We start from the raw sequence: 23,518 nt of genomic DNA, 5'->3' as shown, positions 1-23,518 counted from the left end.
ACGCGCGGCCGCCAAGGCCAAGGATGCTGGCTCAGCGCCGACCGTGAGCCAGGACCCCTGATGGTGGGCCAGGACGGCGGCGGGCCGCCCCGGTACCGGCCGCGCACCGGGCTGCCGATGAGGGAGGGGTGAGCCAGCGTCCGTCGTCCGCGTCCGGAGGGGCCCAGTGAAGGCCCTCGGCAAGGCCGCCGTCCCGATCGGCGTCGTCGCCATCGTGCTCATGCTGGTGGTGCCGCTGCCGGCGGCGATGATGGACCTGCTGATCGGGCTGAATCTCGCCGTCTCGCTGCTGATCCTCCTGGTCGCGATGCAGATCCGGAAGCCGCTGGACTTCGCGGTCTTTCCGTCGCTGTTGCTCATCGCGACGCTGTTCCGGCTGGCCCTGAACGTCTCGTCGACCCGGCTGGTGCTCACCGACGGCTACGCCGGGAAGGTGATCGAGGCCTTCGGCCACATCGTCATCGGCGGCTCGCTGGTCGTGGGCCTGGTGATCTTCCTGATCCTCACGATCGTGCAGTTCGTCGTGATCACCAACGGTGCCGGCCGGGTGGCCGAGGTCGGCGCCCGCTTCACCCTCGACGCCATGCCCGGCAAGCAGATGGCCATCGACGCCGACCTGAACGCCGGCCTGATCAACGAGGCGCAGGCGCGCAGGCGCCGCCACGAGGTCACCGCCGAGGCCGACTTCTACGGCTCGATGGACGGTGCGTCGAAGTTCGTCAAGGGCGACGCGATCGCCGGCATCATCGTGACGCTGGTGAACCTGATCGGCGGCTTCGCGATCGGGATGATGCAGCGCGGCCTGGCCCCGGCCGAGGCGGTCAGCACGTACTCGCTGCTGACGGTCGGCGACGGCCTGGTGTCGATGATCCCGGCGCTGCTGATGTCCACCGCGACCGGCATCATCGTGACCCGGTCGGCCACCGAGGGCGACATGGGCACCGACCTGCTCGCCCAGCTCGGCCGGTTCCAGCAGCCGGTGCGCATCGCCGGCGGCGCCGCCCTGGCCCTGTGCCTGATCCCCGGGCTGCCGAAGCTGCCCTTCCTGCTCGTCGGCGGGCTCTTCCTGTTCCTCTCCACCCGGATGACCGACGAGCCGGAGGTCGACGAGGACGCCGAGGCCGCGGCCGCGGCGGCCGAGCTGGAACCCGCCCCCGACTCCCCCGAGGCCATCGCGGAGAAAATGCGGGTCGACCCGCTCGAGCTCGAGGTCGCCTTCGACCTGGTCGACCTCGTCGACGCCGCGCGGGGCGGCGACCTGCTGGACCGGGTCAAGGCGCTGCGCCGGAAGGTCGCCATGGAGACCGGTCTGGTCATCCCGCTGGTCCGCACCCGCGACAACCTGGACCTGCCCTCGTCCCAGTACGTCATCTGGCTCAACGGCGTCCCGGTCGCGAAGGGAAGCTCCCCCGCCGGCACCGTCCTCGCCATCGGCGACGCTCTCGACGGGCTGCCCGGCAAGCCCACCCGTGAGCCCGTCTTCGGCCTCGCCGCCAAGTGGGTGCCCGCCGAGCTGCAGCGCGCCGCCGAGATGGCCGGCGCCACCGTCGTCGACCGCTCGTCGGTCATCACCACCCACCTGGCCGAGGTCGTCCGGCAGAACGCCGCCGAGCTCCTCGGCCGGGAGGACGTCCGGCTCCTCGTGGAGATGGTGCGCCGCTCGCACCCCGTCGTCGTCGAGGAACTGACACCCACCCTGCTCACCCTGGGAGAGGTGCAACGCGTGTTGCACGCGTTGCTCGCCGAGGGTGTGTCGATCCGCGACCTCGTCCGCATCTTCGAGGCACTCTCTGTCCGTGCGAAGCACTCGAGCGACCTCGACGGACTCGTCGAGGCGGCCCGCACGGCGCTCGGCTCGGCGATCAGCCAGCCCTACGTCACGCCGGACGAGCGGCTGCACGTGTTCACCCTCGAGCCGGGCTTCGAGCAGCGGTTGCTGGAGGCCGTCCGCCAGACCGAGCTCGGCGCCGTCCTGGCGCTCGACGCCGGGGCCGTCGACGCCCTCGTGCACGGCTGCAGCGGGATGCTCGAGGAGGCCGAGCGCTCGGGGCTGTCCCCGGTCCTCGTCTGCTCCCCTCAGGTCCGCACCGCCCTCGCGCGCCTGATGCGCCAGATCCTGCCCCGGCTTCCGGTCATCTCCTACTCGGAGGTGTCCCGGACAGCACAGATCGAGTCGCTGGGAGTGGTGAGCGGTGCCGTTGCGATCCGTTGAGGCCGCCACGCGCGACGACGCGATCGCCGCCGCCCGCGAGCAGTTCGGTCCGCACGCGCGGGTCGTCGGTGTGCGCCGGGTCCGCTCGGGCGGCGTGCTCGGCTTCTTCGCGACCGAGCGGTACATCGCCGAGGTGGCGCCCGACCAGTTCGTCCGGCCCGGCGTCCCGGCCCGGGCGTCCGACCAGGGACCGGCCACCCCGGCGTCGTCCTACGACTCCCCGCTGGCGTCGGCGTCGCCCGCCCGCGCCCGGAGCGCGGCACCGGCCCGCAACGGCGCGGCGGCCTGGGCGGCCGAGGCCGCCCAGGCCGGCTCGGCAGCTCCCTCCTCCGGCGATCCCGGTCCCAACCCGGCCGCGTGGGACGTCCCGGCGCGCACGGCACCGGCCCGTCCGGCCGCGGCCCGACCCGCCGTGGACGACGACCGGCTCGACGAACTCGCCGGCCTGCTCGGCGCCACTCCGGCCGCCACCCCGCGCACCACCGCGCCGACCGTCGCCCCCTCGACGCCGGCAGCCGGGTCCGACGACCGCGGCTCCTTCCCGCGCGCGGTCTTCCCCAAGGCCACCCGGGAGGCGCCGCGTGCGGCGTCCCGGGCCGACCAGGCCCCGGCCGTCGCGCCCCCGCCGTCGGGCGCCCGCGGTGAGGCACCGGCTACCGCCCCCTCACCCTTCACCGCGGCACTGGCCCGCATGGTGTCCAGCGACCGCGAGGTGCGCCAGGCCGTCGCCGAGGCGCTCGAGGAGCCGGTGGAGCCCGCGCAGCCGCTGCGCGCGGAACGGGCCGCCGTGAAGTCCACCGCCGAGGTGCCGGACGGGCCGGCCCGCCGGCCGTCCCTGGCCGCGGCCATCCGTTCAGCAGATCCGTCCATGCGGTCGAAGGCCGTGCACCAGGAGGAAACCCCGGTGAGAGATCAGGCCACCACGCCGCCCTCCACGACGACGAGCCACGGCTCGGCGCTGCCCACCTGGGCCGACATCAGCGAGGTGACCGCACCCGCACCGTCCACCCGGCAGGAGGAGGTGGCCGAGGCGCTGCGGGTGGCCCTCGCCCAGGGACACTCCGACGAGGCGCTGGCCGGGATCCTCCGGAAGATGCTCGCCGGGGACTCCCCGCAGCAGGCGCTGACCGAGCCGGCCGTCGAGCCGGTCATCGAGCCGGTCGCCGAGTTCCTGCCGGCGCCTGAGCCGGCCGCCGACTTCGTGCCGGCCGCCGAGCCGCTCTCCGCCGCGCCCTTCTCGGCCGAGCCCTACGCCGCCCAGCACTTCTCCGTCGAGTCCTTCGCCGCCGAGCCGGCCGCAGCCGAGCCGGCCGCCGCCGAGCCGGCCGCAGCCGACGTCTGGGCCACCCCGGTGGCCGCCGCGGAGCCGGAGCCGCTCGTCAGCACGGTCACGGCACCCGCCTACCCCCTGTTCGATGCGCCCGCCGGCGATGCCGACCCGGGATGGCTCACCCCCGTCACGCAGTCCCCGCTGTGGGGCGAGCCGGCCACCGCCGACGCCGGGCTGGAGCCCGCGGTGGACGCCCCGATCTGGGCCGAGGCCGTGCAGAGCCACCTGTCCCGGCCGGCCCTGCCGGAGCTGTTCGCATCCCCCGCCGACGAGGAGCTGGTCGGCCAGGCCCCGCCCGTCGCCCAGACGCCGGCCCCGGCCGAGTCCCCGGCGCCCCTCGTCGAGGACTCGGCGGAGCCCAGCCCGGCGGTCGCGCCGCAGGACGTCGCCGAGGAGGCGGCCGAGGTCGCCGCCGAGGTGGTGGACGAGGTGGTGGCCGAGGTCGCCGCCGAGGTGGTGGCCGAGGTCGCCGCCGAGGTCAGCGAGATGGCCCCCATGCTCGCCCGGACCGCGAGCGACCCGGCTCCGATGAGCATGTCGCTCGACGCGACGACGGTCATGCCCCGCATCTCCCTGCTCCCCTCGCTCGCCGGGTCCCACGGCCGTGGGCTGCCCCCGGTGCCGCCGTCCCCGACCCGCCCGGCGGTCCCGTCGTCGCGGAGCAGTGCTCCTGCGGCGCCCAAGGACACCGTCCAGGGCACCGCGATCGCGCCCGATCCGACGCCGGAGACCCCGGCGCCGGAGGCCGTGGCGCCGGTCATTCGCACGCTGGCGACCGTCACCCGCCTGCCGGTGGGCCCGCTCATGGCCGGCGAGGAGTTCCCCGAGCTGGAGGACCTCCCCGCCGAGGAGCCGGTGGCCACCGCACCAGCGGCTCCCGCCCCGGCCGCCCCGGCCGCTCCGGCGACGCCCGGGGACGTCGTCACCCGGCTCGTCGAGCTCGGCGTGCCGCGGGACCTGCTCGGCGAGGACGCTGCAGAGCGGATCGCCGCGGAGGGCACCTACGCGGCGCTCACCGCTGCGCTGGCCGCCCGGCTGCCCGAGGCGCCTTCGATGCCCAGCGGCGCCGGTGACGTCCTGTTCATCGTCGGGCCGGGTGTCGAGACCCTGCGTGCCGCCCGCGCGCTGGCCGCCTCGCTGCGACTGGACCCCGAGCGGGTGCAGTGGGCGACCCGCGGCGACCTGGCCGGGCTGGCTCCCAAGGGCAGCCGCATGACCACCATCGACGCCGCGATCGACCGTCGTCAGGAGGCGGCCGGCGCCGGCACGGTCACGATCGTCGCCGTCGACGCGCCGCTGCGCAGTGACGTCTACTGGATGGCCCAGATGCTGGCCATCTGGTCGCCGGTGGCGGTCTGGGCCGTCGTCGAGGCGACCCGCAAGCCCGAGGACGTCGAGCTGTGGCTCGAGGGGCTCGCCCGGGTCGACGCCCTCGCCGTCCAGGACACCGACCTGAGCACCGACCCGGCCGCCGTGCTGCAGCGGCTCACCGTCCCCGTGGCCCTCCTCGACGGGGTCCGCGCGACTCCGCACCGCTGGGCGTCGCTGCTCTGTGAGCGCCTGGACAGCCCGCAGGCATGAGCCCGTTCCGCTGGGACGTGCTGCTGGTCGGCTTCGTGCTGGCCGTACCGGTGCTCGCGCTCGGACTCCGGGGTGACTTCACCACCGAGGAGGTGGTCAGCCGGCTGCCGTGGTGCCTGGCGGCGGGCTGGGCGGTGGTCGCGTTGCTGCGTGCCGTGGCGACGCCGCCGAAACCGGCGCCCAAGCGCGGGCGCGGGCGCCCCCGCGTGGACGCGCAGGCCGACGACGCCTGACGCACCGGCGCTCTTGCGGTGTTCGACCCGCTCCTGCGGTGCTGCGACACCGCCGACCTGGAGAAGGCACCGCACGAGCGGCCGGCAGCTCAGAGCGGCAGGTCCTCCAGCATCTCGGTGACCAGCGCGGCGATCGGCGACCGCTCGGACCGGGTGAGCGTCGTGTGCGAGAACAGCGGGTGACCCTTGAGCTTCTCGATCACCGCGGTGATCCCGTCGTGCCGGCCCACCCGCAGGTTGTCCCGCTGGGCGACGTCGTGGGTGAGCACCACCCGGGAGTTGGTGCCCAGCCGTGAGAGCACGGTGAGCAGCACGCCGCGCTCGAGCGACTGCGCCTCGTCGACGATCACGAAGGAGTCGTGCAGCGAGCGGCCCCGGATGTGGGTGAGCGGCAGCACCTCGATGAGGTCGCGGGAAGCGATCTCCTCCAGCACCTCGCGGGACACCAGGGCGCCCAGGGTGTCGTAGACCGCCTGGGCCCAGGGCGACATCTTCTCGCCCTCTCCGCCGGGCAGGTACCCCAGCTCCTGCCCGCCCACGGCGTACAGCGGCCGGAAGATGAGCACCTTCTTGTGCGCCCGCCGCTCCATGACCGACTCGAGGCCGGCGCAGAGCGCCAGCGCCGACTTGCCGGTGCCCGCGCGTCCGCCGAGCGAGACGATCCCGATCGCCGGGTCGAGCAGCAGGTCGAGGGCCACGCGCTGCTCCGCGGACCGCCCGTGCAGCCCGAACGCCTCGCGGTCGCCTCGCACCAGCCGGACCTGCTTGTCCGGCAGCACCCGGCCCAGCGCCGAGCCGCGGGAGGACAGCAGGACCAGGCCGGTGTGCGTCGGGAACTCCGCGGCGGCCGGCACGAAGGCCTCCCCCGCCTCGTAGAGCTCGTCGAGCTCCGCGTCGTCCAGGCTCACCTCGGCCATCCCGGTCCAGCCGGCGTCGACGGCGTCGTGCACCCGGTAGTCGTCGGCCTCCAGTCCCACGGCAGCGGCCTTGACCCGCAAGGGCACGTCCTTGGTGACGAGGCAGACGTCGCGGCCCTCGCCCCGCAGGTTCAGCGCGACGACCATGATGCGGCTGTCGTTGCTGCCGTGGCGGAAGCCGGCCGGCAGCACCGCGGGGTCGCTGTGGTTCAGCTCGACGTGCAGCGTGCCTCCCGACTCCCCCACCGGGACAGGTGCGTCGAGGCGACCGTGGGTGACCCGCAGGTCGTCCAGGATGCGCAGTGACTGACGGGCGAACCAGCCCAGCTCCGGGTGGTTGCGCTTGTCCTCCAGCTCACCGATGACGACGAGCGGCAGGACCACGTCGGCGTCGCCGAAGCGCAGCAGCGCCCCGGGATCGGACAGCAGGACCGAGGTGTCCAGGACGAACGTGCGGCGGATACTCACGAGTCGGCTCCCGTGGGACGCCACCCTGGTGACAAGGCGCGCCCCGGCTCGAAGGTGGCCGGGTCCCGGCGCAGGGGCCGGGTACCGGCCCCTCTGGTCGACGAACGCAGTCGCACCATCCGGGCCTCCCGTGAACGGCGAGGGCAGCTCACCGTTCACCGCGGACGCTAGGCCGAGACAGTGACATCCGCGTGACGTACACCCCACAAGAGGGAGTGCATGTCCCCCGGATGCATCACCCGTACCACTTCTCCCAGCCGGTGGTCAGCGGTGGCCGGTGCCGTCGGAGCGGCGGCGCAGCGCCGGACGCTCGACCGTGTCGGTGCGCTCCCCCGGCGGCAGCCGGGTCGCGCCGCGCGCCCGCGGGTCCTCGACCCACTCGTCCTCCGGCCGCTCGTCCTCGCGCCACTCGTCCTCGCGCCACTCGTCCTCGCGCCACTCGTCGTCGGCCCACCCGTCCTCCGTCACCCGGCGACGCGGCCGAGCCGGCGGCGGCCCCGCCGACCGCCGGGGACGGAGCGCCGCCAGCGCCCACAGGGCGGGCACCAGCAGCACCGGCCACTGCAGGGCGGGATCGCCGAACCGCACCATGCCCAGGACGAGCAGCAACGCCAGCCAGCCGGCGGTCCACAGGCCCAAAAACCGGGCCTGCGCCGAGGAACGGGTGCGCACGGCTCAGACGGCCCTGGTCTCCGCGGCGACCCGCTGCGGCGTCAGCGGCTCGTCGAGCAGGCGGACGAAGCGGTCCGCGACCGGCTGGTCGGCCGGTCGGGCAGCCAGCCACCGGGACAGCAGGTCGAAGCCCTCCACGTAGGTGGAGATGTAGGCACGCCACAGCGGATCGGTGAGGAACCGGATCTGCTGACGGGCCCGCTCCGGGCTGACCAGGGCCCAGCGCTGCAGGTACGCGCTCACCTCGTCGGCGTCGGCCCCCCGGTCGTGCAGCAGCACCGCCGCGTCCTGACGGACCCGGTTCAGCGGAGTCGCCGCCTCGGCGATCCGCTCCGCCAGCGCACCGTCGAACCGCAGCCCCAGATCGCCGAGGATCTCCGCCGACCACGCACCCCAGCCCTCGCCGATCGCGGCCGGGACGCCGAGATCGGCCAGGCCCTCGGCCATCAGGCACTCGGGGGTGTTCACGAGGAAGACGGTGTGCTCGACCCGGCCCGACCGCTCGACCAGGCCGGCCTCCTTGCGGCAGTGCTCGGTGTGGTGGCCGGGGTAGGACTCGTGCGCCACCAGGTGCGGCAGCTGGGAGAGCCGGTGCGGCAGGTCGGCGTTGATGGCGACCCGGGACCGGTAGCCGCCCTCGTAGTAGTTGAACCCCGACCACGGTTTGTCCGTGACCACCTCGTAGCGCACCGTCTCCAGCTCGGGGAGGCCGTACTGCCCGCGCACCCGGTCGCGCAGCGCGCTCGACAGCGCATGCACCGCCGTCTCCAACCGGTCGGGCGGGCACTCCTCGCGGCGGCGGTGCGCCGCGTACCGCTCGGCGAGCGTCCCCTCGCCGGGTAGCAACGCGTCGAGCTCGGCGTGCGCCGCGACGTAGGTGGCCTCGTCGCCCAGTTCGACGTCGACCTGGAAGTAGCCGCGCACCTCGTCGACGAAGCCCACCGGCTCACCGCTCATCTTCCGGGCGCTGCACTCCAGCCCGGTGAGCTGGCCGCGCAGGAAACCGGCGCGGTCGCCGTCCAGGGCCGCGGAGTCGAGTTCGCGCAGCAGCTCACGGGCCCGGTCGCGCAGCTGCCGGGGGGTCGATGCCGGCTCGTCCAGGACGGCGGCACGGATGCGCGGATCGCCGGTGTAGGCGTCGACGAACCCCGCCTCCAGACGGTCGAAACGCAGGCCCAGTCGCACGTACTCGAGGGCGACGTCCACGGCTCCGGCGGTCATGGACCCCAGTTTCGCAGCCGCGCCTACTCCCCGAAGCGGCGGTGTCTGGCTGAGTAATCGCGCAGCGCGCGCAGGAAGTCGACCCGCCGGAAGTCCGGCCAGTAGACGTCGGTGAAGTGGAACTCCGCATTCGCCGTCTGCCACAGCAGGAAGCCCGACATGCGCTGCTCGCCGCTGGTCCGGATGACCAGGTCCGGGTCGGGCTGGCCGCGGGTGTAGAGGTGATCGGCGATGTGCTCGACGTCGAGCACCTCCACCAGCTCCGCCAGGGAGGTGCCCCGCTCCGCGTGCTCGGCGAGGAGCGAACGGACGGCGTCGGCGATCTCCCGCCGGCCGCCGTAGCCGACGGCGAGGTTCACCGTCGCACCCGCGCGGTCACAGGTGTCCTCCTCGGCCTGCTTGAGGACGGTGACGGTCTCCGGCGGCAGCAGCTCGGGGGCGCCCATCTGCCGCACCCGCCAGCGGCGACCGGGGCGGGACAGGTCGACGGCGACGCCCTCGATGATCCGCAGCAGCGCGCTCAGCTCGGGTTCCGGGCGGCGCAGGTTGTCCGTGGACAGCATGAAGAGGGTGACCACCTGCACGCCGGCGTCGTCGCACCAGCTCAGCAGGTCGGCGATCTTGTCCGCGCCGCGGCGGTGACCGTGCGCCACGTCCTCGAGGCCGATGGCACGGGCCCACCGCCGGTTGCCGTCCATGATGACCCCGACGTGCCGCGGCACGTCCGCGTCGACCAGCGCCCTTGCCAGCCGCCGCTCGTAGACCTGGATCAGCGCGTCTCGGACCCGCCGACGCACCCCCACGCCGGTCACCCTAGGCCCCGCACCGCCGGCCGGCCGGGAGCCGCCCGGCTGGTCGTGCCGACCACGACCCGGCGCTGGCAGCAAGCTCACAGGGGCTTCCGGGTGACGCACAACCTACCGTTCCGTAACCTCGGGTCATGAGCCTGTCGCCCCACGATCGCCCACGCGTCCGGGTGGAAGCCGACGGCGCCGAGCTCGAGGCTCCCGCCGGCCAGGCCGCGGCCACCGTCGTCGCAGAGGGCGAGCAGATCGAGCACTCCTGGGTGGCCGCCGACTTCGACGACGACGACTGGGACCACCCCGACACCCGTCCGCGCATGCGTGGCTGGCTGCACCTGTTCTCGTTCTTCGGCGCGATCATCGCCGGTGCGGTGCTCATCCCGCTGGCCGCCGCGCAAGGGGCGCGGGCCGGCTGGCCGGTGGCGGTCTACTGCCTGACCATCCTCGGGCTCTTCGGCATCAGCGCGCTCTACCACCGGCGCCGCTGGTCACCGCGGGGCTGGAAGATCATGAAGCGGCTCGACCACTCGATGATCTTCCTGTTCATCGCGGGCACGTACACACCGTTCGCCCTCCTGGCGGTCGACCAGCCGACCGGCATGTGGATCCTGGCCGGCGTCTGGCTCGGCGCCCTGGCCGGCGTCACCCTGAAGATGACCTGGCCGACCGCGCCCCGCTGGGTCGGGGTCCCGCTGTACATCGGCCTCGGCTGGGTCGCGGTCTTCATCCTCACCGACATCCTGCAGATCGCCGGCGTCGCCTCGCTCGTGCTCCTCGCGGTCGGCGGACTGCTCTACACCGTCGGCGGGATCGCCTACGGCATCAAGAAGCCCAACCCGTGGCCCGGCACGTTCGGCTACCACGAGGTCTTCCACGCCATGACCGTCGTCGCGGCGATCTGCCACTACATCGCCGTCTACTTCGCCGTGTACAACAGCCCGTTCGTCGGCTGATGCCGCCGCCTCACTCCAGCGCCCACCGCACGTGGGCGGTGACCGTGACCTCGCTGGCGCCGGGCGCGAGCGGGACCGACCCGACGTCGGCTGCCTCGTCCAGCGGCATGGGGCCCGGCCCGGCGGCGCCGACCTGCTCGTCGATCGAGAGAACGGGGCCGAGCTCCCGGCCGGCCAGCTCCGCGTACTGCTCGGCGACCCGGCGGGCGTCGGCGAAGGCCTCCGCACGTGCCTGCGCGCGCAGGGCCGTGTCGTCCTCGAGCGCGAAGGAGAGGCCCTGCAGCCGCGCGGCCTCCCCACCGGCCTCGACGGCGGCGCCGATCGTCGCACCGGCCTCGGCGAGGTCGCGCAGCGTCACCGAGAGGGTCTGCCGGGCGACGTAGCCGTCCTGCTGCTCGCCGTCCGGCCTGAACCGGGGGTGCAGCTGCAGGTCGACCGACTGCACGTCCCGCTCGGCCACCCCGCGGGCGGCCAGCGTGTCCAGCACCCGGCGGGCCGCGGCGTCGGCATCCTCGAGCGCCTGCTCCACCGTCGGCGCCGTGGCCTCCACGGCCAGCATGACGCGCAGGAGGTCCGGGACGCCGACGGCCGTGCCGACCCCCGCCACCTGCACCCCGGCGCCGGCGGCCGACGCGCCGACGGCCGGGGACGGGGCGGGCGCCGCCGCCGCTCCCGGGGCGGCGCAGGCCGTCGCGGTGAGAATCGTCGGCATAGCCAGCAGGGCGAGGACTCGGCGTGCCTGCACGAGGAACTCCTGTCGTCGACGGCGGTCGCCGGGGAGACGACCACAGGAGCCCCTGCGAAAGCTCCCGGTCCGACGGTAGCCCCACAGGTGTGACCCAGGCCACCGATCCCCGCCGTCGGGCGGCGCGCTCAGCCGCGGCGGAGGTCGGCGGCCGGGAACGGCGGGCGATCGTCCAGCCGGACCGACAGCCGCCCCGCGGTGCGCCAGAGGCGGGCGGTGAGGTCGCGGTCCTCGTCGGTGACCAGATTGCCCATGACACGCAGGGCCACGGTCATCAGCGCCCGGGAGCGCATGCCGACCGGCCCGGCGGCCGGGAGGAAGCGGGGCACGGTGAGCAGCCCGGCCAGCCGCCGGGCGATGGAGAACGCCTCCCCGTAGTGCCGCCGCAGAGTGGCCGGCCAGGCCGCCGCCCAGTCCTCTTCCTCGAGCATCCCGGCGAGGGTGCGACCGGTCTCCAGTCCGTAGTCGATGCCCTCGCCGTTCAGCGGGTTCACGCAGCCGGCGGCGTCACCGATCAGCGCCCAGTTCCGGCCGGCCACGCCGGACACCGCACCGCCCATGGGCAGCAGCGCCGAGGCCGGGAGCCGGACGTCGCCGTCGAGCCGCCACTCCTCGCGCCGGGCCGCGGTGTAGGTCTCCAGCAGCGCCTTGAGCTGCACCCCCGCCGGGCGGCGCGAAGTGGCCAGCGTGCCCACCCCGATGTTCACCTCGCCGGCCTCCGCGCCGAGCGGGAACACCCAGCCGTAGCCCGACAGCAGCTCGCCCTCGCCGCCACGCAGCTCCAGGTGCGAGGAGATCCACTCGTCGTCGGCGCGGCCAGAGGACACGTACCCCCGGGCGGCGACCCCGTAGGCGGTGTTGCGGTGCCATTCGCGGCCCAGGATCCGGCCCAGTGGCGAACGGACGCCGTCCGCGACGACGAGCTTCCGGCAGGCGACGGTCGAGCGGCGCTCGTCGGCGTGCTCGAACACCACACCGGCGACCCGGTCGCCGTCCCGTTCCACGTCGACGGCCCGGGCGCCGTCCACCGGCTGCGCGCCGGCACCGACGGCGGCCTGCCGGATCCGGGCGTCGAGCTCGGTGCGCGGTACGGCGCTGCCGTGGTCGGGGAACCCACCGCCGGGCCAGGGCAGCTCCCACTCGCGGCCGAAACCGGCGGCACGCAGCCCGCGGTTGCGCGCCCTCGACCGCGCCCACTCCCCCAGCCCCAGGTGGTCGAGCTCGGCGATCGCCCGGGGCGTCAGCCCGTCGCCGCAAGTCTTGTCGCGCGGGAAGGTCGCGGCGTCGGCCAGCACGACGTCGTGGCCCGCGCGAGCCGCCCACGCGGCGGCAGCGGACCCTGCGGGCCCGGCACCGACCACGAGGACGTCGGTCGCGAGCGGCGCGGCAGGGACGGTCACCGGCCCAGTGTCCCCCGGCGCCGACGACGCCCCGCGGACGGCCGGCCACGACGGGCGCAGCGCCTCCTCGATGCCGCGCCGGCGTCTCGACCCGCGGGAGACGGGCGGACCTCCGGGTCCGCCGTCGGTTCACTAGCTCTTGACCTGCGCGGTGTGCGTCAGAGTCACGAGCAGCAAGCCGCCCAGCAGGTTTCCGAGCGTGGACAGACCCAGGTTCGTGGCGAGGGCGCCGTAGCCGACCGCGCCGTCCAGCCAGATCCCGAACAGCAGGTGCAGTGCGGACACCACGACGTGGTCGAACGGGCCGAGGGCCAGGAAGAAGCCGACCAGGTAGGTCACCAGGATGCGCGCCGCCACGGTGTCGACCGCGTTGAGCATGTAGGAGAGCAGCGTGATGAGCGCTCCGGCGAGGACGGCGCGCGCCAGGGTCGCGGACCAGCCCTTGCCCGCGATCTCCTCGGCCACGCGCGAGAGCGCGTGCGCCGCCCCCTCGGGCAGCGCACCGTCGACCGTCAGCAGGGCGACGAGGAGCGCCCCACCGACCAGGTTCAGCACGAGAGTGATGCCCCACAGGCGCAGCAGCCGGGCCCAGACGCGCCGACCGCGTTCCTCGATGGCGGCGGCGACGGGGTCGAAGAAGTCCTCGGTGAACAGCTCCGACCGCCCCACCACGAGAAACACCAGACCGATGGCGAACGCCAGCGCGCCGGCCAGGCTGCCGACACCCGACCCGGACGGGGGGGCCACCAGGGCCTCGACGACGCCGAGGGCGACGATGCCGAAGATGATCGTGACCCCGGCGATGAACCCGGTCGAGACCTGATCGAGCGCCGAGAGCGACAGCCTGCGTCGACCCTCGGCCGTCGCCCGCTCGTAGACCTGGTCAGGCGACGGGGCCACGCTCATCGCTCGCACCTCCTCCGGACGGTGCGGCGCCCGCGGCCTGCGGACGCCGTTCTCCCCGTTCGAGGAGGTCAGACGAGCGAGGCTACGAGGAGCACTGCGCCACCCGCCAGTCCAACCGGGACGAGCGTCCTCCGGGGCCCGCACCGCTGGGCGGGCGCCGGACGCAGGGCGGCGGGGCCGGGTGGCACTTCCTGGCCACTCCCGCGAGCTGACCGGCCGGCCGCCGGAAGTGCGTGGTCCGGGGAGTTCACCACGGGTCGGCTGGGCATGACGTGGGTCATACCGATCAGAGGAGCAGCGCGACATGCGAACCGTCACCGAGAGAACGCGCCCGGCCGGGCCACCCGCGGCGGCCGTGCGGCCACGGTCAGGAGGGATCGGCCGGTCGAGCTCGCCGGCGGCGGAGCAGGTGAGTGACGACCTGCGGCGGGGCAGCGGCAGCTTCCTGGAACAGCGACGTCGGGTGGCGGGGCTGACCTCGCTGGCCTCGGCCGCGCTGGGTGTGGTCGGTCTCTACCAGTTCGGGCTGCTGCGCCGGGTGCCGGAGCTTTCCCTGCCGTTCCTGGACGCCGACGCCGTCGACGCCTCCGGCGAGGCCTACCAGCAGCTGAAGACGCCGGATGCCGCGATCGGCCTGCTGAGCGCCGGGGCCACCCTGGCGCTGGCCGGCATGGGCGACCGCAACCGCGCCCGGACGATGCCGTGGATACCGCTGGCGCTGGCCGCGAAGACCGCGGCGGACGCCGGCGGCGGCATCTACCTGTTCATCGAGCAGGTGACCAAACACCGCAAGGTCTGCTCCTGGTGCACCGTCGCCGCGGTGGCCCAGGTCGCCACCCTCCCGCTGGCCCTGCCCGAGGCACGCGCCGCCCTCCGCCAGCTGCGGGGCCGGTCGTGAACGGGCTCGGCGGGCACCTGCACGAGGACCTCCTCGACGGCGAACCGATCCGCTGGCTCGAGAACGGCGAGGGCTCCCCCGTCATCCTCCTGCACGGCATCCCGACCTCGCCCCGGCTGTGGCGGCACGTCCTGCCGTTGATCACCGGCCGCTCGCTGGCGCTGGAGATGACCGGCTACGGCAGCTCCATCCCCGCCGGCGAGGGCCGCGATCTCGGCCTGTCCGCCCAGGCCGACCGGCTGCTGCGCTGGCTCGACATGGTCGGCGTCGAGGCGCCGGTCCTCGTCGGGCACGACCTCGGTGGTGGCGTGGCCCAGATCGCCGCGACCCGGGCGCCCGGCCGGTTCTCCGGGATCGTGCTCACCAACGCGGTCTGCTACGACTCCTGGCCCATCCCCAGCGTGAAGGCCATGGGCCGCGCCGCGCCGGTCCTGCGGTACCTGCCGGAGACCGCCCTCTACCCCTCGTTCGTCCAGCTGATCCACCGCGGTCACGACGACCGGGCACGGGCGCTGGAGTCCCTCGGCGTGCACTGGCAGCACTACGTCACCCACGGCGCCGCCCGCAGCCTCATGCGCCAGGTCAGCGCGCTGCGCGTGGAGGACACGATCGCCATCAGTGACCAGCTGCCCTCCCTCGGCCTGCCCGCCCGCGTGGTGTGGGGCGAAGCCGACCAGTTCCAGAAGGTCGAGTACGGCCGCCGTCTCGCCGCCGACCTCGGCACGACGCTGCAGCCCATCCCCGGCGGCAAGCACTTCACCCCCGAAGACCATCCGGAGGTCATCGCCGCCGCCGTCAACGAGCTGCTCTCCCCGCCGCCGGGGGACACCGCGCCGGCACCGGGGGACGCTCGTGGGCACTGACGCCTCCGCACGGTTCGCGGCCTATCCCATGGTGGAGGAGGCCGACGCCACCGGCGTCGTCGCCGCCGTCTACGCCCGGCTCCTCGAGCAGATGCCGTTCGTCCCCAGCCTGTTCAAGTCGCTGGCGCTCTGCCCGGGTTACCTGCTGCTGGCCTACGAGCAGTCCGCGCCCGTGCTGTCGCAGGACCAGTTCGGGTCGACGGCGCAGGACCTCGTCTCCTCGGTGCGGGGCGTCGTGCAGCCGCCCGCCGACGCCGACGTCCGGGCCGGGCTCGCGGAGTTCGCCGGCCCGCTGAGCCGGATGCTGCTCCTGGCCGCCGGTCTGCGGCTGGCACTGGACGGCGAGCTCGACCTGCCGTCCGCGCCGGGGGACGCTCCCGCGCCCCGTCCGGTGCAGCCGCGCAGCCCCGCCCCCTCCCCCTGGGACGCCCCGGCCCCGCGGCTGTACGGCGAGATCTGCACCGCCCTGGAGACGCCGATCGTCAACAGCATCTGGCGCACGCTGGCCGGACGGGGCCTGCTGGAACCGGCCTGGGCAGCACTGGGTCCCCAGGTACCGGCCAGCCGGCCGGCCGCCGACGACCTGCAGGCGAGGGTGTCCGAGGCCGCGCGCCGACTGCCCTGGCGGGTCGCCGCCACACCGGCCGCCCTGGAGCAGGCGGGGCTGGGCGACGCCCGCCCCGGCATGGCCGGCGTCCTGGACGCCTACCTCGCGACCCTGCCGCGGGTCCTGGTGCTGGTGGCCTCGAGCACCGACGCCGGATGACTCCGCCACCGGATCCCTGTCCCCGGCCCGCCGTACCGTCCTCGTGCCATCGACCTCCCTGGACACGGCCGTCGACCACGTCATGAGCGGGTTCAGCCAGCTGGCCGTGCACCCCGACGTGCCCGCAGGGATCCGGGCCCTGCGCGCGTCGGGACGGCGCCTGGTCACCCTGACCAACGGCTCCACCTCGGTGTCGGAGGCGCTGCTCACCGGCGCCGGCATCCGCGATCAGTTCGAGGCGCTGCTGTCGGTGGAGGACGCCGGCGCCTGGAAGCCGGCCCGCGGCGCCTACGAGTACGCCGCCCGGACCTGCGGCACCGACCCGGCCGCGATGCTGCTGGTGGCCGTCCATCCGTGGGACGTCGACGGCGCCGCCCGAGCCGGGCTGAGCACCGCGTGGATCGACCGTGCCGGAACGCCGTACCCGGAGTCCTTCACCCCGCCGTCGCTGCGCGCCACCGGCCTGACCGACCTCGCCGCCCAGCTGGGCTGACCACGATCAGGTACTGACCTCCACCTCCACCTCCACGCCGTCCCCGTCGAACGAGCGGTGGCCGGCCGCCGGGAGAGCCTCCAGCAGGGGCTCCCGGTAGCACCACGCCACGTCGTCGTACCGCCGGCCGTCGACGGTCACGTGCTCGTAGCTCGCCACCCCCTTGTACGGGCAGACCGAGGTGGTGTCGCTCTGCTCCAGCACGCCGTCGTGCACGTCGGCCTCCGGGACGTACCAGCGCACCGGCAGGCCGGTCTCGAAGACCCCCACCGGTGTGCGGGTGTCGGCGACCACCTGCCCGCCGACGCGGACGACGACGTGGCGGGAGGAGCGCCGGGCGTCGACGCGGTGGAACGGGTCGCGCGGATGACCGAGCAGCTCCTCCTCCTCGACGTACCAGGCATCCAGCCGTTCCAGGTAGAAGGAGACGAACCCGGCCAGCGCCGGACATCCGGGCACCGGGTCGGGGTAGGACCAGGCGGCGTCCTCCACCCGGTGGCCGCCCACCTCCAGGTGCCAGTAGCGGGCCTCCCCCTTGAACGGGCAGGTCGTGCGGGTGGCGCTCGGGTGCAGCAGACCGGAGGCCACGTCCGCCTCGGGGAGGTACCAGCGCGGGAGCAGCCCGGTCTCGTGCAGCAGCAGGGCGCCGGTGGTGTCCACGACGGTGCGCCCGCCGAGTACGCCACGGATGCGCTCCTGGACCGGATGCAGGTAGAGCGCGTGCTCCGGAGCCACCGACCAGAGGTCGGCATTGAGCTGCCCGGTCGAGGGCCGGGCGAGGGGACCGGTGCCGAGAGTCAGCGACATGACCCGACCGTAGGCCCCCGACTCCACCGATACCTCCCTCCTGGCGCGTACCGCCGGACCAGCGGACTACCTGGACCTCTCAGCGGGGCCGGCCTCGAGGCGGCCGGAGGCCGCCGCCGTCCCGCGGCGCCGGTAACGGTGGACGGCGGTCGCACCCCCGGCGGTCAGTGCGACCAGGACCAGGACTGCTACGACGAACGGCCACGACCCCGGTGACGTCCCGTACGCGCCGAGAGCCACGTAGGCCACGGTGCCCGGGATGATGCCGAGCGCGGTGCCGATCAGGTAGTCCCGGAGGCCGACGGTGGTCAGTCCAGCCGCGTAGTTGATGGCGGTGAAGGGCAGCACGGGCACCAGCCGCACGCCGAGCACCGCCAGCAGTCCACGACGGCGGAACAGCGCATCGACGCGCGCCGTCCGCCCGCGGGTGATCCGTTCGACGGCGTCCCGGCCCAGCGCCCGTCCCAGGAGGAAGGCGGCGAGGGCGCCCGCCAGCGCGGCAAGGAGGACGAGGGCGACTCCCGCGACGAGTCCGAACAGCAGGCCGGCCGCCACGCTGAGCACGTTCTTCGGCAGCGGCGCGAGGGTCGCTACCGCGTACAGCAGGACGAACAGCGCGGGAGCCACGGGTCCCACGGCGGCGACGCCCGCGCGCAGCTGCTGCTCATCGGGGAGCCCGACGAGGAGCGCCACCACCGCCGCCAGCGCCACGACGAGAACGAGGACGGTCAGCCGGACCCACACCGACTGGGTGCTGCCGCCGGCCCCGGCCTGCTGAACGGAGCTGCCGCCGTCGGCGGATCGGGGTGGGCGTGTCCCGGCCCGCGACACGGGGGTCACGGCGCCTCGTAGAGCTCGATCTCCGCGGCACCGGTGTTCCCGCCACTCGTCGCCTCCGCGTCGATCCTGAGCACCTGGCCGGTGAAGTCGGCCTCGTTGACCACGGCCGTCGTGCCGGCGTCGAACGGGCCGTAGGTCTCGCCGCCGTCGACGGTCACGGTGAAGGTCTCGATCACCGCCGTGCCGTCGCTCATCGACCGGCTGCGCAGCGCCACCCCCACCACGTCGACCGGGCGGCCCAGGTCGAGAGTGATCGACGCGTCGTCGCCGTCACCCGCACTGGACCACTCCGAGCCGAGGTTCCCGTCCACGGCGCCGGCGGCGGCGAACGCGTCCGAGAACTCAGAACTGACGTCGACGACCTCGGCACCGAGAGCCGCGTTCGCACCGGGAGCCGTGGGGCCGTCCGCGGGAGGTGTCCGGAAGCTCATCAGCTCGCTGCGGTAGAGGTTGCCGTCGGCGCCGGACCCCTGCACCCGGTAGAAGTACTCGGTGTCGGGCTCCAACCCGCGCATGACCGCCTGGTGCTCGGCGTGGGCGCCACCGCCCATGTCGGCGTCCGTGGCGATCCCGTCCCCGAGGGACTCGTCGCGCCCGAAGACCACCGCGCAGGCCATGTCGATGTCGGTCGAGACCCGCAGCGTCGCCGACGTACCCGACGCATCGGGCTCCACGACCGGCGTCTCGACGAAGACCTCCTCCGCGGGGAGTACCTCTCGGCCGGCGGACGTGGGAGCCGCGGGATCGGCACAGGCGGCCAGGACGACGACGGCGACGGGCAGCAGCAGGAGCCGACGGAGGAGGGGGGTCACAGCCGACCCAACGGCGCTGGCGGGGACGGCGTTCCGACGCGCCGGGACCAGGGAGGACGCGGACCGCGGGGAGGTGCCCTCAGCGCCCCCGGACCGGGGCGGAGGTCAGGCCTGGGGGCTCCGCTCGTCCCCGTCGCGGCGCGGCGCCTCGATCGCCCGCGGGGCGCGCCGGAGCGTGTCGAGCAGCTCCTGACCGGGCTCCGGCCGGGCGTCCAGCCCGGAGAGGTCGTCGGGAACGGTGACGCGGGGCTCCTGGTCCTCCGGATCGAAGCTGCGCGGCAGCTTCTTGAGGTGGCCGCTCATCGACTTCACCAGCAGGGCGACGGCGATGAGGAGCACCACGATCAGCAGCAGGCCCAGCGGTCCGGCCTTGCCGACGTCCTCCGGCAGCTGCTCCTGCTGGGTGGCGGCCAGGACGTAGGTCGTGGCGACGGACGCGGTCATCGGACGGTCACCTCGCTGCGGATGCCGGCGAACAGGTCGTCCTCCGGGGTGGTGGTGTCGACCAGGGAGCGGGCGAGCTCGTAGTCCTCGGTGGGCCACACCTGCTGCTGGGTGTCCACCGGGCAGGCGAACCACCGGCCGAGCGGGTCGATCTGGGTGGCGTGCGCGATCAGCGCGGCGTCACGCACCGCGAAGTACTCCCCGCACGGGACGCGGGTGGTGACCCGGTGCGAGATGTCGTGGGCCGGGTCCCACTTCTGCAGCCACTCGGCGTACGGCGACTCCGCACCGGTCGCGAGGATCGCCTCGTGCAGCGCCTTGGTGCGAGGCAGCGTGAAGCTCATGTGGTAGTAGAGCTTGCTCGGCTGCCAGGGCTCACCCAGCTCCGGGTACCGGTCCGGATCGCCGGCCGCCTCGAAGGCGTGCACCGAGATCTCGTGGGTCTTGATGTGGTCCGGGTGCGGGTACCCGCCGCGCTCGTCGTAGGTGGTGATCACCTGGGGCTTGAACCGGCGGATCAGCGCGACCAGCGGCGCCGCGGCCTCCTCGACCGGCAGCAGCGCGAAGCAGCCCTCGGGTAGCGGCGGCAGCGGGTCCCCCTCGGGCAGCCCGGAGTCGACGAAGCCGAGGAACTCCTGCTCGACGCCGAGGATCTCCCGGGCCCGCGCCATCTCCTCGACGCGGATCTGCGGCAACCGTTCCCACACCTCGGGACGGTCCATCGCCGGGTTCAGCACCGAGCCGCGCTCGCCACCGGTGGCGGTGGCCACCATCACGCGGACGCCTTCGGCGACGTACTTCGCCATCGTGGCGGCGCCCTTGCTCGACTCGTCGTCCGGATGAGCGTGCACGGCGAGCAGGCGCAGCTGGTCGGGGTGGGTCACCCGAACAGTGTCCCTCGCCGGGACGGGGAGACGACGGATGCCCGGCCAGGTGTGGCCCACACCTCGTCGGAGGACCACCCGGACGGGCGTCTGGTGGCGTTGGTCACTCGGTCGGTACGCTCGGGTTCCGCTTTCCGCGGAGGTCGTCGCATCACTGCATCGGACCGATCCGCGGTGTTAGCTTGGCCGGATGACCAGCGGCCACCCGCCCGGGTGGCCTCCCCGAGTTCCAGGAGTTCTTCCACGTGTCCACCCCCACTGACGAGCACGACGGCATCTGGCTGACCCAGGACGCCTACGACCGGCTGAAGGCCGAGCTCGACCAGCTGGTGGCGAACCGCCCGGCCATGTCCGCCGAGATCAACGCCCGCCGCGAGGAGGGTGACCTCAAGGAGAACGGTGGCTACCACGCCGCCAAGGAGGAACAGGGCAAGCAGGAGGGGCGGATCCGCCAGCTCACCGACCTGCTGCGCAAGGCCCGCGTGGGCGAGCCGCCCACCACGGCCACGGACGCCGCCCTCGGCACGGTCATCACGATCAAGTTCGCCGGGGACGACGACACCGAGAAGTTCCTGCTGGGTTCCCGCGAGATCGCCGGCACCACCGAGCTGACCGTCTACTCCCCCGAGTCGGCCCTCGGCTCGGCGATCATGGGCGCCGCGCCGGGCACCTCGGTGACCTACCAGGCCCCGAACGGCCGGGACATCACCGTCGAGGTCGTCGCGGTCGAGCCGTTCGTCCCCTGACCGTTCGGTGACCGCACCGCGCGCCCGCTCCCGGCGGGCGGAGAACACCGGCTTCCCGTGCGTGCACTGCGCTGCACCGGTGCCGGCGAGCACCGACGGGCACTACCGCAACCACTGCCCGTACTGCCTGTGGTCGCTGCACGTCGATGAGCTCCCCGGCGACCGCGCCAGCGAGTGCCGCCGGCCCATGGAGCCGGTCGGGCTGGTGGAGAAGTCGGGCAAGGGCTGGCAGGTGGTCCACCGCTGCACGGCGTGCGGCCACCGCCAGCCCAATCGGCTGGTGCGTGACGGAGACGCGCCGGACGACCTCGACCTGGTGCTCTCGCTGCCCTGGTTGTAGAGCAGTTCTGTCGTGAGGAGTGGGGGCCCGGAGGGTCCCCACGATCGAGCGACGCAGCGGCTCAGCGGCGCGGGGGGACGGCACTTGGCCGCGGTGCGGTCCGGAGGATCGCAGTCAGCAGAGCCCCCGGCGGCGGAGCAGCGGTGCGGGGTCGGCGTCCCGGCCGCGGACGGCGCGGAAGGCCTCCAGCGGGTCCACCGAGCCGCCGACGGCGAGCAGCCGCTGCCGGAAGGCGTCCCCGTTCTCCCGCCGCAGGCCCCCGTTGTCCTTGAACCACTCCACGGTGTCGGCGTCGAGCACCTCCGACCAGATGTAGGAGTAGTACCCGGCCGAGTAGCCGCCCGCGAAGACGTGCTGGAAGTAGGTCGTCCGGTACCGGGGCGGCACGAGCTCGGATGCCACACCGGCGGCCTCGAGGGCGGCCCGCTCGAACGCCACCGGATCGCCCACCTCGGTCTCCGGCGCAAGCCGGTGCCAGGCCTGGTCGAGCAGGGTGGCGGCCAGGTACTCCAGCGTGCCGAACCCCTCCCCCCACAGCTGGGCGGCGTCGATGGCCTCGACCACCGACGACGGCAGCGGCTCACCGGTGTCCACGTGCCGGGCGTAGTGGGCGAGGACCTCCGGCCAGAGCGCCCACATCTCGTTGACCTGGCTCGGGAACTCGACGAAGTCACGGGGCACCGCGGTGCCGGCGAAGCGCGGGTAGGTGACGGCGGAGCTCAGGCCGTGCAGCGCGTGACCGAACTCGTGGAAGAGCGTGTTCACCTCGTCGAGGGTGAGCAGCGTCGGCCGCCCCTCCGGTGCCCGCGAGATGTTCAGGTTGTTGACCACGACCGGCCGGGTGCCCAGCAACCCCGACTGCCGGACGAACGAGCTCATCCACGCCCCGCCGCGCTTGCCTTCCCGGGCGAAGAAGTCGCCCAGGTACAGCCCTACCTCCTTACCGGCGGCGTCGCTGACCTCCCAGACCCGGACGTCGGGGTGGTAGCCGGCGAGGTCGGCCCGCGGGGTGAACCGGAAGCCGTAGAGCAGCTCGGCGGCGTGGAAGACACCGTCGACGAGCACGCGGTCGAGCTCGAAGTACGGCCGCAGCGCCGTCGTGTCGACGGCGTAGCGCTCGGCCCGCACCCGCTCGCTGTAGAACGCCCAGTCCCAGGCGGCCAGCTCCACGCCGTCCCGCACGGCGATCCCGCGCAGCACCGCCGCCTCCGCCTCGGCGTTGGCCACCGACGCCGGGACCATGGAGCCGAGCATCCGGTCGACGGCCTCGGTCGTCGCGGCGGTCTGGTCGGCCAGGACCAGATCGGCGTGGGCCCGGAAGCCGAGCAGCCGGGCCCGCTCCGCGCGTACCCGGGCGATCCGCTCGGCCACCGGGCCGTTGTCGTGCTCACCGGCGGAGGCGCGGCTGGTCGATGCCTCGAACACCCGCCGGCGCAGCTCGCGGTCGCGCAGCTTGGCCAGCACCGGCTGGCCGGTGGGCAGCACCAGGGTGAGCAGGTACCCGCCCAGATCGCGGTCGGCGGCGGCGCGAGCGGCGGCGGCGACCTCCTCCTCGCCGAGCCCGTCCAGCTCCGCGACCTCGGTGACGTGCACCGCCGCCGCCTCGGTGGCCAGCTGCAGGTTCTGGCCGAAGGTCGTGGAGAGCTGCGACAGCTCCTGGTTGAGCTCGCTGAGCCGGGCCCGGCCGGTCTCGTCGAGCCGGGCACCGGCGAGCACGAAGTCGAGGTGGTACCGCTCGACCAGGCGGAGGGACTCGGCGTCCAGGCCGGCGTCGTGCCGGGTGCTGTGGACGGCGTCGATCCGGGCGAACAGCGCAGGGTCCAGCCGCAGGGCGTCGTCGTGGGCGGCCGCCAGCGGGGCGATCTCCCGCTCGATCTCCCGCAGCCGCGGGGTGGCGACCGACGACGAGAGGTTGCCGAACACCGACCACGCCCGGTCGAGGAGCGCACCCGAGCGCTCCAGCGCGACGACCGTGTTCCCGAAGCCGGGCTCCTCGGCCGACCCGGCGATCGCCGCGACCTCCCGCCGCTGCTCCGCCATCCCGGCCAGCAGCGCCTCGCGGCAGTGCTCCAGGTCGATGTCGGCGAACGGCGGCAGCCGGAACGGTAGTTCCGACGGCGCGGCGAGAGGGTTGGCGGGCGACAGGGCGGGGGATTCGACGGCACTCATCGCCGTCATTACATC

The 23,518-nt window shown here is 74.0% G+C and carries 22 protein-coding genes and 1 pseudogene; 10 read left to right on the top strand and 13 right to left on the bottom strand.

The window, feature by feature from the left end; translation table 11 throughout:
- The first annotated feature begins 166 nt into the window (after positions 1-166).
- Genes flhA through BLASA_RS03755 form a run of 3 tightly spaced genes read left to right on the top strand, consistent with a single transcriptional unit; the run spans position 167 to position 5,356 of the window.
- A complete protein-coding gene (flhA, locus tag BLASA_RS03765; RefSeq protein WP_014374681.1) occupies positions 167-2,212 on the top strand; it encodes a flagellar biosynthesis protein FlhA in 2,046 nt (681 codons plus the stop codon).
- A complete protein-coding gene (locus BLASA_RS24505; RefSeq protein WP_014374680.1) occupies positions 2,193-5,123 on the top strand; it encodes a hypothetical protein in 2,931 nt (976 codons plus the stop codon). The genes flhA and BLASA_RS24505 overlap by 20 nt, the downstream gene beginning before the upstream one ends.
- Positions 5,120-5,356 (top strand): hypothetical protein, encoded by a 237-nt coding sequence (locus tag BLASA_RS03755; RefSeq protein WP_014374679.1) that lies wholly within the window; start codon positions 5,120-5,122, stop codon positions 5,354-5,356. Before BLASA_RS24505 ends, BLASA_RS03755 begins: the two co-directional genes overlap by 4 nt.
- Before the next feature lie 89 nt (positions 5,357-5,445).
- On the opposite strand, the gene BLASA_RS03750 is transcribed toward BLASA_RS03755, so the two are convergent.
- From BLASA_RS03750 to BLASA_RS03735, 4 genes are all read right to left on the bottom strand, one after another.
- Positions 5,446-6,741 (bottom strand): PhoH family protein, encoded by a 1,296-nt coding sequence (locus BLASA_RS03750; RefSeq protein WP_014374678.1) that lies wholly within the window; start codon positions 6,739-6,741, stop codon positions 5,446-5,448.
- 264 nt (positions 6,742-7,005) lie between these two features.
- Positions 7,006-7,413: a hypothetical protein gene (locus BLASA_RS03745; protein ID WP_041775586.1), complete on the bottom strand. Its 408-nt coding sequence runs from the start codon at positions 7,411-7,413 to the stop codon at positions 7,006-7,008.
- A 3-nt stretch (positions 7,414-7,416) separates the two neighbouring features.
- Positions 7,417-8,634, bottom strand: a complete 1,218-nt coding sequence (locus BLASA_RS03740; protein WP_014374676.1) for a hypothetical protein — start codon at positions 8,632-8,634, stop codon at positions 7,417-7,419.
- 23 nt (positions 8,635-8,657) lie between these two features.
- Positions 8,658-9,437, bottom strand: a complete 780-nt coding sequence (locus BLASA_RS03735) for an isoprenyl transferase (RefSeq protein WP_014374675.1) — start codon at positions 9,435-9,437, stop codon at positions 8,658-8,660.
- A 137-nt stretch (positions 9,438-9,574) separates the two neighbouring features.
- On the opposite strand from BLASA_RS03735, the gene trhA reads away from it, so the two are divergent.
- The gene (gene trhA, locus BLASA_RS03730) at positions 9,575-10,390 is read left to right on the top strand and encodes a PAQR family membrane homeostasis protein TrhA (RefSeq protein WP_014374674.1); all 816 of its coding nucleotides are present in this window, start codon (positions 9,575-9,577) and stop codon (positions 10,388-10,390) included.
- Positions 10,391-10,400: 10 nt separating this feature from the next.
- On the opposite strand, the gene BLASA_RS03725 is transcribed toward trhA, so the two are convergent.
- The 3 genes from BLASA_RS03725 to BLASA_RS03715 all read right to left on the bottom strand — a co-directional run bounded on the left by BLASA_RS03725 (position 10,401) and on the right by BLASA_RS03715 (position 13,441).
- Positions 10,401-11,135: an SIMPL domain-containing protein gene (locus BLASA_RS03725; RefSeq protein WP_014374673.1), complete on the bottom strand. Its 735-nt coding sequence runs from the start codon at positions 11,133-11,135 to the stop codon at positions 10,401-10,403.
- Between the two features lie 128 nt (positions 11,136-11,263).
- Positions 11,264-12,535 (bottom strand): geranylgeranyl reductase family protein, encoded by a 1,272-nt coding sequence (locus tag BLASA_RS03720; protein WP_014374672.1) that lies wholly within the window; start codon positions 12,533-12,535, stop codon positions 11,264-11,266.
- 132 nt (positions 12,536-12,667) lie between these two features.
- Positions 12,668-13,441, bottom strand: a complete 774-nt coding sequence (locus tag BLASA_RS03715) for a formate/nitrite transporter family protein (RefSeq protein WP_014374671.1) — start codon at positions 13,439-13,441, stop codon at positions 12,668-12,670.
- Positions 13,442-13,850: 409 nt separating this feature from the next.
- Between BLASA_RS03715 and BLASA_RS03710 the strand changes: the two genes are divergently transcribed.
- The 4 genes and pseudogenes from BLASA_RS03710 to BLASA_RS03695 all read left to right on the top strand — a co-directional run.
- The gene (locus BLASA_RS03710) at positions 13,851-14,339 is read left to right on the top strand and encodes a vitamin K epoxide reductase family protein (RefSeq protein WP_051004815.1); all 489 of its coding nucleotides are present in this window, start codon (positions 13,851-13,853) and stop codon (positions 14,337-14,339) included.
- A complete protein-coding gene (locus BLASA_RS03705; RefSeq protein WP_014374669.1) occupies positions 14,336-15,202 on the top strand; it encodes an alpha/beta fold hydrolase in 867 nt (288 codons plus the stop codon). The genes BLASA_RS03710 and BLASA_RS03705 overlap by 4 nt, the downstream gene beginning before the upstream one ends.
- Positions 15,192-15,968, top strand: a complete 777-nt coding sequence (locus BLASA_RS03700; RefSeq protein ID WP_014374668.1) for a hypothetical protein — start codon at positions 15,192-15,194, stop codon at positions 15,966-15,968. The genes BLASA_RS03705 and BLASA_RS03700 overlap by 11 nt, the downstream gene beginning before the upstream one ends.
- Positions 15,969-15,975: 7 nt before the next feature.
- A pseudogene (locus BLASA_RS03695) lies at positions 15,976-16,461 on the top strand (haloacid dehalogenase type II); the annotation flags it as partial.
- Between the two features lie 6 nt (positions 16,462-16,467).
- Here the strand turns inward: BLASA_RS03695 and BLASA_RS03690 are convergent.
- The 5 genes from BLASA_RS03690 to mca all read right to left on the bottom strand — a co-directional run bounded on the left by BLASA_RS03690 (position 16,468) and on the right by mca (position 20,248).
- Positions 16,468-17,268 (bottom strand): DUF427 domain-containing protein, encoded by an 801-nt coding sequence (locus tag BLASA_RS03690; RefSeq protein ID WP_041776083.1) that lies wholly within the window; start codon positions 17,266-17,268, stop codon positions 16,468-16,470.
- A gap of 66 nt (positions 17,269-17,334) precedes the next feature.
- Positions 17,335-18,108, bottom strand: coding sequence for a TVP38/TMEM64 family protein (locus BLASA_RS03685; RefSeq protein WP_014374666.1), 774 nt, complete (start codon positions 18,106-18,108; stop codon positions 17,335-17,337).
- Positions 18,105-18,920, bottom strand: coding sequence for a discoidin domain-containing protein (locus BLASA_RS03680; protein ID WP_014374665.1), 816 nt, complete (start codon positions 18,918-18,920; stop codon positions 18,105-18,107). The genes BLASA_RS03685 and BLASA_RS03680 overlap by 4 nt, the downstream gene beginning before the upstream one ends.
- Before the next feature lie 105 nt (positions 18,921-19,025).
- The gene (locus tag BLASA_RS03675; RefSeq protein ID WP_014374664.1) at positions 19,026-19,364 is read right to left on the bottom strand and encodes a hypothetical protein; all 339 of its coding nucleotides are present in this window, start codon (positions 19,362-19,364) and stop codon (positions 19,026-19,028) included.
- Entirely contained in the window at positions 19,361-20,248 is an 888-nt protein-coding gene (gene mca, locus BLASA_RS03670) for a mycothiol conjugate amidase Mca (protein WP_014374663.1), read from the bottom strand. Before mca ends, BLASA_RS03675 begins: the two co-directional genes overlap by 4 nt.
- A gap of 245 nt (positions 20,249-20,493) precedes the next feature.
- On the opposite strand from mca, the gene greA reads away from it, so the two are divergent.
- Together greA and BLASA_RS03660 are read left to right on the top strand one after the other, a co-directional pair.
- Positions 20,494-20,994 (top strand): transcription elongation factor GreA, encoded by a 501-nt coding sequence (greA, locus tag BLASA_RS03665; protein ID WP_014374662.1) that lies wholly within the window; start codon positions 20,494-20,496, stop codon positions 20,992-20,994.
- 7 nt (positions 20,995-21,001) lie between these two features.
- Positions 21,002-21,334 (top strand): RNHCP domain-containing protein, encoded by a 333-nt coding sequence (locus BLASA_RS03660; RefSeq protein ID WP_041775585.1) that lies wholly within the window; start codon positions 21,002-21,004, stop codon positions 21,332-21,334.
- A gap of 114 nt (positions 21,335-21,448) precedes the next feature.
- Here BLASA_RS03660 and BLASA_RS03655 read toward each other — a convergent pair whose 3' ends face one another.
- Positions 21,449-23,503, bottom strand: coding sequence for a M3 family metallopeptidase (locus tag BLASA_RS03655; protein WP_014374660.1), 2,055 nt, complete (start codon positions 23,501-23,503; stop codon positions 21,449-21,451).
- Positions 23,504-23,518: the final 15 nt, after the last annotated feature.

Origin of the sequence: Blastococcus saxobsidens DD2, from assembly GCF_000284015.1 — a bacterium.
In the GTDB taxonomy this organism is placed as follows: domain Bacteria; phylum Actinomycetota; class Actinomycetes; order Mycobacteriales; family Geodermatophilaceae; genus Blastococcus; species Blastococcus saxobsidens_A.
The sequence above is the reverse complement of the archived record's forward strand: the minus strand, read 5'-3'. Positions and strand labels throughout refer to the sequence as shown.

Bases quoted from the DNA above. Each gene is read 5' to 3' on its own strand.
- BLASA_RS03675 (WP_014374664.1), bottom strand. From the start codon at position 19,364: ATGACCGCGTCCGTCGCCACGACCTACGTCCTGGCCGCCACCCAGCAG.
- BLASA_RS03690 (WP_041776083.1), bottom strand. From the start codon at position 17,268: ATGTCGCTGACTCTCGGCACCGGTCCCCTCGCCCGGCCCTCGACCGGG.
- BLASA_RS03755 (WP_014374679.1), top strand. From the start codon at position 5,120: ATGAGCCCGTTCCGCTGGGACGTGCTGCTGGTCGGCTTCGTGCTGGCC.
- BLASA_RS03740 (WP_014374676.1), bottom strand. From the start codon at position 8,634: ATGACCGCCGGAGCCGTGGACGTCGCCCTCGAGTACGTGCGACTGGGC.
- BLASA_RS03715 (WP_014374671.1), bottom strand. From the start codon at position 13,441: ATGAGCGTGGCCCCGTCGCCTGACCAGGTCTACGAGCGGGCGACGGCC.
- BLASA_RS03655 (WP_014374660.1), bottom strand. From the start codon at position 23,503: ATGAGTGCCGTCGAATCCCCCGCCCTGTCGCCCGCCAACCCTCTCGCC.
- trhA (WP_014374674.1), top strand. From the start codon at position 9,575: ATGAGCCTGTCGCCCCACGATCGCCCACGCGTCCGGGTGGAAGCCGAC.